At 60.4% G+C, this 13,400-nt stretch carries 11 protein-coding genes; 4 read left to right on the top strand and 7 right to left on the bottom strand.

Annotation, left to right across the window (positions count from 1 at the left end; translation table 11 throughout):
* Positions 1-127: 127 nt before the first annotated feature.
* From FW764_RS08255 to FW764_RS08225, 7 genes are all read right to left on the bottom strand, one after another.
* A complete protein-coding gene (locus FW764_RS08255; protein WP_446433515.1) occupies positions 128-1,369 on the bottom strand; it encodes a DUF3426 domain-containing protein in 1,242 nt (413 codons plus the stop codon).
* A 30-nt stretch (positions 1,370-1,399) separates the two neighbouring features.
* Positions 1,400-2,278 carry a 50S ribosomal protein L11 methyltransferase gene (gene prmA / locus FW764_RS08250; protein ID WP_446433514.1) on the bottom strand — a complete coding sequence of 293 codons (879 nt, stop codon included), beginning with the start codon at positions 2,276-2,278 and terminating at the stop codon, positions 1,400-1,402.
* A 276-nt stretch (positions 2,279-2,554) separates the two neighbouring features.
* Positions 2,555-3,916: an acetyl-CoA carboxylase biotin carboxylase subunit gene (gene accC, locus FW764_RS08245; RefSeq protein ID WP_446433513.1), complete on the bottom strand. Its 1,362-nt coding sequence runs from the start codon at positions 3,914-3,916 to the stop codon at positions 2,555-2,557.
* Positions 3,917-3,933: 17 nt separating this feature from the next.
* On the bottom strand, positions 3,934-4,398 hold the full coding sequence (gene accB, locus FW764_RS08240) for an acetyl-CoA carboxylase biotin carboxyl carrier protein (protein WP_057009686.1): 465 nt from the start codon (positions 4,396-4,398) through the stop codon (positions 3,934-3,936).
* Positions 4,399-4,422: 24 nt separating this feature from the next.
* A complete protein-coding gene (gene aroQ, locus FW764_RS08235; RefSeq protein ID WP_016972516.1) occupies positions 4,423-4,878 on the bottom strand; it encodes a type II 3-dehydroquinate dehydratase in 456 nt (151 codons plus the stop codon).
* A 174-nt stretch (positions 4,879-5,052) separates the two neighbouring features.
* Positions 5,053-7,014, bottom strand: coding sequence for a methyl-accepting chemotaxis protein (locus FW764_RS08230; protein ID WP_446433512.1), 1,962 nt, complete (start codon positions 7,012-7,014; stop codon positions 5,053-5,055).
* A gap of 53 nt (positions 7,015-7,067) precedes the next feature.
* Complete coding sequence (locus FW764_RS08225; RefSeq protein ID WP_446433511.1) at positions 7,068-8,738, bottom strand: diguanylate cyclase; 1,671 nt, start codon at positions 8,736-8,738, stop codon at positions 7,068-7,070.
* 314 nt (positions 8,739-9,052) lie between these two features.
* On the opposite strand from FW764_RS08225, the gene FW764_RS08220 reads away from it, so the two are divergent.
* The 4 genes from FW764_RS08220 to speA all read left to right on the top strand — a co-directional run bounded on the left by FW764_RS08220 (position 9,053) and on the right by speA (position 13,271).
* On the top strand, positions 9,053-10,120 hold the full coding sequence (locus tag FW764_RS08220; RefSeq protein WP_446433510.1) for a DUF2333 family protein: 1,068 nt from the start codon (positions 9,053-9,055) through the stop codon (positions 10,118-10,120).
* 2 nt (positions 10,121-10,122) lie between these two features.
* Entirely contained in the window at positions 10,123-10,659 is a 537-nt protein-coding gene (locus tag FW764_RS08215; RefSeq protein WP_446433509.1) for an NUDIX hydrolase, read from the top strand.
* Between the two features lie 182 nt (positions 10,660-10,841).
* Complete coding sequence (locus tag FW764_RS08210; RefSeq protein ID WP_446433508.1) at positions 10,842-11,213, top strand: translation initiation factor Sui1; 372 nt, start codon at positions 10,842-10,844, stop codon at positions 11,211-11,213.
* A gap of 144 nt (positions 11,214-11,357) precedes the next feature.
* The gene (gene speA, locus FW764_RS08205; protein WP_094949804.1) at positions 11,358-13,271 is read left to right on the top strand and encodes an arginine decarboxylase; all 1,914 of its coding nucleotides are present in this window, start codon (positions 11,358-11,360) and stop codon (positions 13,269-13,271) included.
* Positions 13,272-13,400 lie beyond the last annotated feature (129 nt).

Below are 13,400 nucleotides of genomic sequence, written 5' to 3'. Positions count from 1 at the left end.
CCGCTCTCGATGACTGGATAAAGGCTGAATTGGATAAAATCTGAACAGTTATTTCTTTATCACCGCCGGTTTGGTTGCGCAGCGCCCAGTCAATAATCTGCCGTCAAACCTCGACGGGTGCGCGGCTTCACTCGGGCGAGTGGAAACTCAGGCTGTAATTCACGGCTTTATTGCCTGGATCAAGGATATCCAGGGAGATATGGATCGGCGTCTGCGAAGGCATTTCGCTGACCCCGGCCAGCTCGCCACTGAGGTACTCGGTAGGTTTGAAGCGACGACTGGCGATCAGGCCACCGTTCAAATCGGCAAACCGCAGTTCCAGTAGCGGGAAGGGTTGCGAGAAGGTCGCACGGTTATAGATGATTGCATCCACTACCAGCGCGCCGGCGAACTCCGGGTTGCTGCGCACCACCAGGTTGCTGCTCTTGATATGCGCGATATCGACCCGTGATGGCACGGTGCAGCCCAGGGTTGGGCACAGTTGCTGGAACCACGGGCGATAGGCGTCCTGGCGGGCCAGATCGTCAAATTGGTAGGCAATGTACTGACCTGCGAGGCCTGCGGCGGCTAGCAATACCAGGATTATCCAGGTCAGGCGGCGGCCCCAGCTTGACGGACGTTTCTGCGCATAAAGATGCAGGGGGTCGTCTTCCAGGTCCTGCAGCACGTCATCGTGAAGGCTGGCCTCAGGGCGCGGGCGCTTGCGCCGCGGCTGGGCGCGTTCTTCAGGTTCATGTTCGTCGGCGGCAGCGGTCAGCGGCGTGAAGGGCGGGTCTAGATCGTCATCGTCCGTGGTAGAGCGCAGTGGCGGCTCATCGTCGATATCGTCATCGTGAAGCGACATGGACGGTTCGGTGCGCTGCTTGGTCGCAGTGGCCGGCTCGGGTTCGTCTTCGGGCGCTGGGGAGCGCTCCTGCGGCGGCTCGCTGAACAGGCTGGCGGCCCATTTTTCTTCCTCGGCCTTGACGGTGTCGCGACTGGCGCTGAGCGAATCTTCATGTTGCCGACGGTCAGCACTCGCCTGACGGCGCTCCGCGCTCAACGGCTGAGTGTGCTGAATCTCGCGGCGTTCCAGCTTGGCCAGCTCTTCGTCCAGATCAAGGTTGTCCAGATCCAGCTCTTCGGCGGTCCACTGTTTCTGGCTAATGGCACGTGGGGCCTGGGGAGCGGGCTCAACTGCCTTTTCAGCGGCGATCGGCTTTTCAAGCGCAGCTGCGTTGGCGCGCTCCTCCATTAACTGGCGCACCGCGTTGAACACTTGCAGGCATGAGCCGCAACGTACCACGCCACGGGCCGCGTTCAACTGAGCGTGGCTGACGCGAAAGCGCGCTTGGCAATGTGGGCACTGGGTGACGAAACTGTCGGTCATGCGGCCATCCGATTCAGGCAAGCGCTCATTCTAGCGCCGACGACCACTGATGCGTACCCAGCCGTCACGGTTGGCGATCGGGTCCAGCTCGAAGTCCTGGGCATAGGCCGCCGCGACGTCTTCGCCTTGCTCGGCGAGAATACCCGACAGCGCCAGACGCCCACCTGGCTTGACCAGGCTCGACAGCTGCGGCGCCAGGGACACCAGCGGCCCGGCAAGGATATTCGCCACCAGCACATCGGCCTGGACCTGGGGCAATTGCTCCGGCAGGTACAGTGGGAATTTGCCTTCAGGGATGTTGTTGCGCCCGGCGTTGTCGCGGGAGGCCTCCAGCGCTTGCACGTCGATGTCGGTGCCGACGGCTTCCTTGGCGCCCAGCAATAGGGCCGCAATTGCCAGGATCCCCGAGCCGCAGCCAAAGTCCAGCACGTTGCAGTCGGTCAGGTCCTGGCCGTCGAGCCATTCCAGGCACAGAGCGGTGGTGGGATGGGTGCCGGTGCCGAACGCGAGGCCCGGGTCGAGCAGCAGGTTGACGGCATCCGGTTCAGGCGCGGCGTGCCAGCTCGGTACGATCCACAGGCGCTGGCCGAAACGCATCGGTTGGAAGTTGTCCATCCAGCTGCGTTCCCAGTCCTGGTCTTCGATCACTTCGCTGTGGTGCTCGGGCAACGGGTTGCCGGTGAGCAGTTGCATATGGGCCAGGACGGCGGCGGCATCGGTGCCGTCTTCGAATAGGGCCAGCAAGTGAGTGTGCGACCACAGCGGGGTGGTATTGAGTTCGGGTTCGAAGATGGGCTGGTCTTCGGCGTCCATGAAGGTTACCGAGACGGCGCCCACTTCGAGGAAAGCGTCTTCGTAGGTTTCGGCTTGTTCTGGGCTGATGGCGAGACGGACTTGCAGCCAAGGCATGGCGGGCACCTTTGAAAAAATGAGTGTGCGACGGCTGGGTCGCGAAAGCGCGCAAGTTTACGCGAGCGTGGAGAAGAAGACGACTGTACTGACAGTACGCCGACCAAATGTGGGAGGGGGCTTGCCCCCGATAGCGGTGGGTCAGTCACCTAATCTATGACTGAGCTGCTGCCATCGGGGGCAAGCCCCCTCCCACATTTAGACTGTGTATATCTTCAAAATAAAGGGGCCACACACAACAAAGCCGCCCGAAGGCGGCTCTGTTGGGTGGAGCACTTACTGGTTGGCCAGCTTGTGTTCCAGGTAGTGAATGTTCACACCACCTTCGCAGAAGCCTTCATCACAAACCAGATCCCGATGCAGCGGGATGTTGGTCTTGATGCCGTCTACCACGATCTCGTCCAGGGCATTACGCATACGGGCCATGGCCTCGTCGCGCGTGGCGCCCCAGGTGATCAGCTTGCCGATCAGCGAGTCGTAGTTGGACGGAACCTTGTAGCCGCTGTACAGGTGCGAATCGACGCGAACGCCGTTGCCGCCTGGCGCATGGAAATGCTTGACCAGGCCTGGACTTGGGATAAAGGTTTTCGGGTCTTCGGCGTTGATCCGGCATTCCAGGGAGTGGCCGTGGATCTTCACGTCGTCCTGGGTGAAGGACAGCACATTGCCTGCAGCGATGCTTAGCATCTCCTTGACGATGTCGATACCGGTGACCATCTCCGAAACCGGGTGCTCTACCTGCACGCGAGTGTTCATCTCGATGAAGTAGAAACGGCCGTTCTCGTAGAGGAACTCGAACGTACCTGCGCCACGGTAGTTGATGTCGATGCACGCCTTGACACAACGAGCCAGAACTTCCTGGCGAGCCGCTTCGTCCAGGCCCGGTGCCGGCGCTTCTTCCAGTACCTTCTGGTGACGACGTTGCAGCGAGCAATCGCGGTCGCCCAGGTGGATGGCGTGGCCTTGGCCGTCGGACAGAACCTGCACTTCCACGTGACGTGGGTTGGTCAGGTACTTCTCCAGATAGACCATCGGGTTGCCGAACCAGGCAGCCGCTTCAGAGCGCGTCTGCTTGGCGGCTTCGATCAGGTCTTCTTCCTTGTGCACCACGCGCATGCCGCGACCACCACCGCCACCAGCGGCCTTGATGATCACCGGGTAGCCGACTTCGCGACCAATGCGCAGTGCGGTTTCCTCGTCTTCAGGCAATGGGCCATCGGAACCTGGAACGGTGGGTACGCCCGCGGCGATCATGGCGTCCTTGGCCGAAACCTTGTCGCCCATCAGGCGAATGGTGTCGGCTTTCGGGCCGATGAAGGCAAACCCGGATTTTTCCACCTGTTCGGCGAAATCGGCGTTTTCCGCGAGGAAACCGTAGCCAGGGTGGATGCCATCAGCGCCGGTGACTTCAGCGGCCGCGATGATGTTCGAGACTTTCAGGTACGAATTGGTCGCCAGTGGCGGGCCGATGCAGATGCCCTCGTCCGCCAGTTTCACGTGCATCAATTCGGTATCGGCCGTCGAGTAAACAGCGACGGTCTTGATGCCCTCTTCCTTACAGGCGCGCAGGATACGCAGCGCGATCTCGCCGCGGTTGGCGATCAGGACTTTTTGCAGTTTCTTCGCAGGTTTCAACATCGAAGGTGCTCCGCGGTTCAAACGATGGTGAACAGCGGCTGGTCGTACTCAACCGGCTGACCGTTTTCTACCAGGATGGATTCGATGACGCCGGCTTTTTCAGCTGTGATGTGGTTCATCATCTTCATCGCTTCAACGATGCAGATGGTGTCGCCCACTTTCACAGTCTTGCCGACTTCAACGAAGGCTGGCGAGGTCGGTGCCGGGGTGCGGTAGAACGTACCGACCATTGGCGACTTGACCACGAAGCCGTTCAGTACAGGCTCAGCCGGTGCTGCGGGCGCTGCGGCAGCAGCAGGTGCGGCGGCCGGAGCAGCAGCGGCAGGAGCCGGCGCTTGCATTTGCGGTGCGTAGAACTGTTGGGCTGGGGTCTTGCTGTGACGGCTGATCCGTACGGACTCTTCGCCTTCCTTGATTTCCAGCTCGTCGATACCGGATTCTTCCAGCAGTTCGATCAATTTCTTAACTTTACGGATATCCATGAATCATCAACTCCCAAGGGTCGGTCAGGGGCGCTTGGCCGGTTGTTCAATGTGTTCCAGGGCGGCCTCCAGGGCCAGTCGGTAACCGCTGGCGCCAAGGCCGCAGATCACGCCTACCGCTACGTCGGAGAAGTAAGAGTGATGGCGGAAAGCTTCGCGTTTGTGCACGTTGGACAAATGCACTTCGATGAATGGGATGCTCACCGCCAGCAACGCGTCACGTAATGCAACACTCGTGTGCGTAAAAGCGGCGGGATTGATCAGGATAAAGTCCACGCCTTCGCCGCGCGCGGCATGGATGCGATCAATCAATTCGTACTCGGCATTGCTTTGCAGGTAGAGCAAATGGTGGCCGGCTTCACGTGCCCGTCGTTCCAGATCGAGGTTGATCTGATCGAGGGTGACTGCCCCGTAGACGCCCGGTTCGCGGGTGCCGAGCAGGTTCAGGTTAGGTCCGTGAAGAACCAGTAAGGTCGCCATCGGCTGTTCCTTATTATTGATGTGGGTACGGCAGAACTCGCCGACTATGCCGCAAAGCGTTTGTGACTGTCCAGTTCTATGCAGTAGGCGGCACGATTAGCGAGGATTGCGCAAAATTTGTGACTGTGGCTCAGATTCCGGTCATGGGTAATACGCCAGTGAGATCAGTGGAGATCAGACGCGAAACGCCTGCACCGCCGTGCTGAGCTGCCCACCCAGCACCAGCAGGTGGTCGCCTTGGCGGCGTCCTTGGCCGATTCGCAGCAAGTTATCTTCACCCATCTGATGAATCCGCTCGCTGTTATCGCGGATCTCACTGACGGCGCTACTTTGTTGGGCGGTCACATCGGCGATGCGCACCGCTGTGTCGGAAATGGTCTGGATTGCCCCGACGATCTCATCCAAGGCACCGTCCGCCGCCTGAGCTTGCTGGGCCGTGGCTTCGGCATGTTCCACCTGCGCGCGCATGCCTTGCACCGATTGGTGGGCGGCGGTTTGCAGGCCAGCAATCAGCGTCTGGATTTCGGCCGTGGCCCCGGCGGTGCGTTGCGCCAGCGAGCGCACTTCATCGGCGACCACCGCAAACCCGCGCCCGGCTTCACCGGCACGCGCGGCTTCGATGGCAGCGTTGAGTGCCAGCAGGTTGGTCTGGTCGGCAATCGCGCGAATTACCGTCAGCACGCCGCCGATGGTGGCGGATTCTTCGGCGAGTTGTTCGATCATCTGCGCGTTTTGCTGCACTTCGCCCACCAAGGCATGCAGCCCGGTCAGGCTCAGGCCGATCACACGTTGGCCCTGTTCCACGGCCTGGCCCGCATTGCGGCTGGCACCGGCGGCTTGGCTGGCATCACCGGCCACTTGCTGGATGGTCGCCTCCAGTTCACCCAGCGAATCACGGATCTGCGCGGTGTCCCCGGCTTGGCGCTCGGCACTGTCGTGCAGGCCGCTGCTCAGCTCGGCGAGGGCGCGGCTGCTGCCGGCCACTTCTTCGGCATTGCCGCGAATGGTGCCGACCAAATCGACCAGATAAGCGCGCAGGCGGTTGAGTGAGGCTTCGATATCGTGCAGTTCGCGGTTGGTCTTGCCCAAGGCAATCGGCTGGCTGAAGTCGCCTTCGGCCCACGTCGACAAGGCGGGTGCCAGATTGGTGAGTACGCGCGCCAGCTTCCTTTGCAGGGTGTCGATCAGCAGTGCGATCAGCAGAATCAGGCCGATCATCACGCCTTGCATCAGGCGCACTTCGCCCTGGATCTTACCGTGTTGCGCGCGCACCACCGGCTCAAGGCCGGCGATGGCTTGCTGCACGGCGGCGATTTTCACATGGGTGCTGTCGGCCAGCGCGGTGCGCAGTTGGATCTGGTCGCGGGTGCGTTTGAGTTCAGCGGGGTAGCGGGTCAGCAGGCTGTTGAGTTCGCGCTTGAGGTCGACGCCAATGTCTTGGGCTTCGGTTTTTTCAGTGTTTTCCAGGCCCATCATGGCGGAAAAATCATCGGTGCTGGACTCGGCGCTGGCTTTTACGCCAAGCAGCGCAAGCTGCGCCAAGAGCTCGGCCTGGGTGCGGATGCTGGCGACTTCGCGCTCCACCTCATCCGCCAGCTCCGCGCGCCCGCTGCTCACCAGTTTGTCGCGGGCCAGAGACAGTTTGCCCAAGTGCTGGGACGCGGCCAGCAACGGCGGCAGATAACGCGCGGACTCTGGTGAGTTGACGCCCATGGCGTATTGGCTCAATTGCTCCAGGTTCGCGCCCAATTCTCGTTCGGCTTGCAGCAGCAGGGCTTGCGGATCGCCGGCGAGTTTGCCGGCGGCCAGCAGGTCAGTCTTACTGAAGGTCTCCAGGTCCACCAGGCTGGGGCGCAGGTTTTGTGCGAGGTCGGCGGGTAATTCGTCCAGGTGCTGTAGCAGGTTTTCCAGGCTCTGGCCCGCGCTACTCAGGCGCAGGGCATCGCCGCTGGCCAAGTAGTCGTCGATATTGCGCGCAGCCTGGTTCTGAAAGGTTTGTGACAGCCCCAGGTAGCGCTCCATCAGCAAGTAAGGCCGTTCCAGCGCGCGTTGCGACCACCACAGCGTGGCCCCAAGGGCCAGGCACACGGCCACCAGCAGGAGGGTATTCAGATTGGTCAGCAGCTTCAGGCGCATGCGTGGTTTCAACCGACAGCAAAAGATAAGTGCCTGAAGTTATTGCGTTTCCATTACAGAGTTATGACGGATTCAGTGAATTCCGGTGAAAAGGTGGCACTTTGCTTTGACGTGCGCGTAGCTTGCACGCGGTTGCGCCCGGCGTGCTTGGCGCGGTACAGCGCCTCATCCGCCTGGGCGGCCATCATCAAGCTGTCGGAGTCGTCGCACAGCTCCACCAACCCGGCGCTGAAGGTGCACCACAAATCCTGCGGTTGGGCCGGATAGTGAATTTCGGCAAAGCGCCCGCGAATTTCGTCCAGCACCTTGCAAGCCGACTCCAGGTCGGTGTCGGGCATCACGATGGCGAATTCTTCACCGCCGTAGCGGCCGATGTAGTCGGTCTTGCGCAACCGCTGCTTGAGAAACAGCGCCAGGCTCTTGATCACGCGGTCGCCCATCGGGTGGCCGTGGCTGTCATTGACCCGCTTGAAGTGGTCGATGTCGAGCATGGCAAAACTCAACGGCTTGTTCTCGCGGCGCGCGCGGAAGCTGCAGTCTTCGAGCAGTTGCAGAATATGAGTGTGGTTGTACAGCCCGGTCAGGCTGTCGCGCACCATTCGCGCCTTGAGGTTGCGCGCACGGGCAGCGCGGTTGCGAACGGTGGTGATCAGGTGGCGCGGCTTGATCGGCTTGGTAAGGAAGTCGTCGCCGCCTTCGCTCATGGCGTCCAGCTGTTTATCCAGGTCGTCTTCGGCTGACAGGTAAATGATCGGCACGCTGACATAACGGTCGTTGTGGCGGATCACCTTGGCCAGTTCGGTGCCGGTACAGGCGGGCATGTACATGTCGAGGATGATCAGGTCTGGCTGGAAGTCCGCCAGCTCGGCCATCGCCTGGATCGGCTCGATCAAGGTACGCGTGACGATGCCGGCGCTGTTGAGCAGGCGCTCGGTGTGCAGGGCCTGGGCGCGCGAGTCGTCGATGATCAGCACTTTGTACGGCTCGTATTGCGCGACGCACGTCAGCACTTCAATTTTTTCCAGCAGGCTCGAAGCCTCAAGGGTACCGGTGAGGAATTCCTGGCCGCCGGCGCGCACGGCGGCCAGGCGCGTCGGCGTGTCGGTTTCATGCAGGCTGAAAAACAGCAGCGGCAGCTTTTGTTCCAGTCCTTCCTGGGCTTCGGCGGCGAGCGTAAGGCCCAGGCCAGGGCCGCAGAAATCCACGTCCATTACGATTGCCGACGGCAGGCGCTCAGCCAACGACGCGCGAAATGCCGCCACACTGTCGAGTGGCTGGGCGCTCATGCCAAAGAATTCCAGCTGCTTGGCCAGGCGCTCGGCGCGGTCGTGATCGGCCAGCATCACGTAGATAGGCTTGCGCATCGGCGGCAGGAAGGTTTGTTCCAGCTGGTCGCCCTGGCGCAGGCCGGTGCGGGACAGGCGCTGCATCAGGCGGTTGAGTTCGGTGATCACTTGGCTGCTTAGGCGGCCACGGTTCTCATCGACCGCTTTGAGGGATTCACCGATATGCCGCGCCAGGTGACCATGCTCGGGCTGTTCGAAGCGCTCGGCAAAGCGCAGCAGGCGCAGATTGGCCTCGCTGAGTTCGGATAAATCGGCGTTCGACCATTCGCTGCGTTGCAGGCGTTGCCAGATCTCAAGAATTTGACGTGCCTGATGAATTACCCGCTGGGCAAAATGGTGCTTGAGACGCTCACGGCTGGGGTCTTCTGGCTCGGTCATATCCTGACTACTAGTTAGGGTGCATGCTGAGGTCGACTGATGGCTCTATGCTAGCACCTCTTCTCTCTGACATCAGTGTCATACGTCAATTAAGTACAAGTCTGTGCCATTCAGTTTTAGACCTTATGGTCGCACTGCGTAAAAAGCGTGCATGCTTTATTGTTGAGGATCTTTATAGTCCAATCTTCCCTGCGCGCCACTTTGGTTAAAAGCGCCGCGCCGATGGGCACGATGGGGTAGGGTTGTGGTCGGAGTGTTTGAACGCACCCGGACAAATGACGTGCATGAACTTAAGTGATTGAAAGGATATCGCCATGCTGGACTGGAAAAACCGCGCAGGCAGTGCCAAAGGCCCCGGCCCTGAGCCAAAGTCGACCAACCGTAGCTACTTTCGCACCCTGGTCTTGAGCCGAGCCGTGCTCAGCGTGCTGGGGTTATACCTGTTGGTCACCGGTGCCCTGGGTTGGTACTGGAGCGAAGAGCCGGCGCTGTTTCCGGTCCAGCAAAATGCCCAGCTTGCCGCCGAGAAGGAAGGCAAGCAGATGGTGGTGGGTTACACCACCGTCGAAACGCTCAAGACCGTGGCTGGCACCTTGCTGAACAAGCCCGGTGGCTACATTTCCAACGACCGTTTCCCGCCAGGCCTGTGGATGGACAACATGCCGAGCTGGGAATACGGCGTGCTGGTGCAGGTGCGCGACTTGACCCGTGCCTTGCGTAAAGACTTCGCCCGCTCGCAGTCGCAGTCGGCTGAAGACGCCGATTTGGCCAAGGCCGAGCCACGTTTCAACTTCGACAACAAGAGCTGGGTGCTGCCGTCCAGTGAGTCGGAGTACCAGGAAGGCATCAACTCCCTGAGCCGCTACGAAGCGCGCCTGTCGGACCCCAACCAACGCGGCGCACTGTTCTATGCGCGCGCCGACAACCTGAACAACTGGTTGGGCGATGTCGCCACCCGTTTGGGCTCGTTGTCGCAACGCCTGTCGGCCAGTGTGGGCCGGGTAAAACTGAACACAGCGCTGAAAACCGAAGCCCTGGCGCCAGGTCAAATGCCACAGGTCGATGAAGAAGTGGTGGAAACCCCATGGATGCAGATCGACAACGTGTTCTACGAAGCCCGTGGCCAGGCGTGGGCACTGTCCCACCTGTTGCGCGCCATTGAAGTCGACTTTGCCGATGTACTGGCCAAGAAAAACGCCACCGTCAGCGTGCGCCAGATTATTCGCGAGCTGGAAGCTTCGCAGGAGCCGGTTTGGAGCCCTATGATTCTTAACGGCAGTGGTTTTGGCATCCTCGCCAACCACTCGCTGGTCATGGCCAACTATATTTCCCGGGCAAACGCCGCGGTTATAGATTTGCGTCAGCTCCTCAACCAGGGGTGATGATGGACGCTAGTCAAAACGAGGCCGAGCACCGCGCGGCCTCTGATGCTGAACTGATCGACTGGGTTGACGAGCAGGACAACCTGCTTGGCACCCTTGTCAGGTCCGACCTTCGCCAGCGCGGCCTGATTGGCCGTTGCACCTTTATTTTCCTGTTCAATTCCGCCGGTGAGCTGTGTGTGCATCGGCGCACCCTGAGCAAAGCCATGTACCCCGGCTTTTGGGACACGGCGGCGGGCGGAATGGTCGCCGCCGGTGAGAGTTACGCTGACTCGGCGGTGCGCGAGCTGGAGGAAGAACTCGGGGTGACGGGTGTTCAATTGACCGAACATGACCATTTCTACTTTGAGGATGGTGACAGTCGGCTCTGGTGCAAGTCCTACTCCGCCGTGTGGGATGGCCCGTTGTGCCTACAGCCCGAAGAAGTCATGGAAGCGCGCTTTTTACCGATTGAAACTGTCCTGCAGGAAGCTGAGCAAAAGCCTTACTGCCCTGACGCTCAAGAGGGGTTGCGGCGCTATCTGGCCTCTCGTCGCTAAAGTTGCATAAATTGGCGCTATTTGGCTCTTAGCAAGCCGGCTTTTTGCCGTTACACTGCGCGACTTTTCACCCGCACCACCTTTGTGGTTCGGTAGCGCTGCCCCTGCCTGAGTGGGGCTTCGCGGTCGGTGATCGTCCTTGCGAGCACCGATCAGTCTTTGTCCTCCCAAGAGGATTGCCGGTGGCCAAAAAAGCCGCATCCTTCGCCGCCCTTGGTGGCTTGGTATTTTCCACCGACGCAGGTCGACACTGCCCGGACTGTCGTCAGCCCGTGGATTCGTGCATCTGCAAACAAACCCTGATCCCTGAAGGCGACGGCATTGCCCGCGTGCGACGCGAGAGCAAAGGCCGTGGCGGCAAGACGGTGACCACCATCACCGGCGTGCCGCTTGCAGAAGACGCTCTCAAGGAATTGGCTACTACGCTGAAAAAGCGCTGTGGCACGGGTGGCGCGTTGAAAGACGGGGTCGTCGAAATTCAGGGCGATCACGTCGAGTTGCTGTTGGCCGAGTTGATCAAGCTCGGGTACAAGGCCAAGAAGTCCGGTGGCTGAAAGCCTCTTCCCAACCTGTGTCTAAACTCTGTCCTGCGAGTGATGTCCTACCTTGCTTACAGGCAAATCGTCATTTTCATTCTTTAGACTGCGCCAGCCCCGAACGAGGGGCGGCGCCTTCGCCTTCATATATAGGGGACTTCAATGTCCGTACGACGCACACGCAAAGACGATGGCAGCCAATGGACAGTTGCGGACAGCCGCAGTGTTTACGGGATTCGCCATTGGGGGGCCGGGTATTTCGCGATCAATGAAGCCGGTCGCGTTGAAGTCCGTCCGAACGGCCCGAACAGCACGCCCGTCGACCTGTACGAGCAAGTCGACGAACTGCGCAAAAGCGGCCTGTCCTTGCCGCTGCTGGTGCGCTTCCCCGATATCCTGCAAGACCGCGTGCGCCAGCTGACCGGTGCTTTTGACGCCAACATCGAGCGCCTGGAATACCAGAGCAAGTACACCGCGCTGTACCCGATCAAGGTGAACCAGCAGGAAGCGGTGATCGAGAACATCATTGCCACCCAAGACGTGTCCATCGGCCTGGAAGCCGGCTCCAAGCCTGAGCTGCTGGCCGTGCTGGCACTGGCGCCGAAGGGCGGCACCATCGTGTGCAACGGTTACAAAGACCGTGAGTTCATCCGCCTCGCGCTGATGGGCCAGAAGCTCGGCCACAACGTGTTTATCGTGATCGAGAAAGAATCCGAAGTGGCGTTGGTGATCGAAGAGGCCGCCAACCTCAAGGTCAAGCCTCAGGTCGGCCTGCGCGTGCGCTTGTCGTCCCTGGCGTCGAGCAAATGGGCAGACACCGGTGGCGAGAAGTCCAAGTTCGGTTTGTCGGCGGCGCAACTGCTGTCGGTGGTCGAGCGCTTCCGCGACGCCGGCCTCGACCAGGGCATCCGCCTGCTGCACTTCCACATGGGCTCGCAGATCGCCAACCTGGCCGATTACCAGCACGGGTTCAAGGAAGCCATTCGTTACTACGGCGAACTGCGCAACCTCGGCCTGCCGGTGGACCACATCGACGTCGGCGGCGGTCTGGGCGTGGACTACGACGGTACGCACTCGCGTAACGCTAGCTCCATCAACTACGACATGGACGACTACGCCGGTGTGGTCGTGGGCATGCTCAAGGAATTCTGCGACGCGCAGAGCCTGCCGCACCCGAACATCTTCTCCGAAAGCGGCCGCTCCCTGACCGCCCACCACGCCATGCTGGTGGTGCAAGTCACCGACGTCGAGAAACACAACGACGAAATCCCGCTGATCGAGAACAAGGAAAACTTGCCGGAAACCGTGCAATGGCTGGTGGATCTGCTGGGCCCGACCGACATTGAAATGGTCACCGAGACCTACTGGCGTGCCACCCACTACATGAGCGACGTGGCCACCCAGTACGCCGACGGCAAACTGACCCTGGCGGAAAAAGCCCTGGCCGAACAGTGCTACTTCGCCGTGTGCCGCCGTCTGCACAACTCGTTGAAAGCCCGCCAGCGCTCGCACCGCCAAGTGCTGGACGAACTCAACGACAAGCTGGCCGACAAGTACATCTGCAACTTCTCGGTGTTCCAGAGCCTGCCGGACACCTGGGCCATCGGCCAGGTCTTGCCTATTCTGCCATTGCACCGTCTCGACGAAGAGCCGCTGCGCCGTGCGGTATTGCAGGACCTGACCTGCGACTCCGACGGCAAGATCAAGCAGTACGTCGACGAGCAGAGCATCGAGACCAGCCTGCCGGTACATGCCTTGAACGACGGTGAAGATTACTTGCTGGGCATCTTCCTGGTCGGCGCTTACCAGGAAATCCTCGGTGACATGCACAACCTGTTCGGTGACACCGACTCGGTGAACATCTACCAGCGTGAAGACGGTTCGGTGTATAGCGCCGGTATCGAGACCCACGACACCATCGAAGACATGCTGCGCTATGTGCACTTGTCGCCGGAAGAGTTGATGACGCATTACCGTGATAAGTGCGCGAGCGCGAAGATCAGTGCGGCGGAGCGCACGCAGTTCCTGGATGCGTTGCGTCTTGGTTTGACGCGTTCTTCGTACCTGTCGTCGTAAGTACAGCTGACACAGATCTAGAAAATGTGGGAGGGGGCTTGCTCCCGATAGCGGAGTATCAGGCAACTCATTTGCTACTGATGTACTGCTATCGGGAGCCAGCCCCCTCCCACATTGGGATCGCCGCAA

The sequence above is a fragment of the Pseudomonas sp. 1152_12 genome, assembly GCF_052850675.1.
Note: the sequence above shows the minus strand (reverse complement) of the source record. Positions and strands in the feature narration are given on the sequence as shown.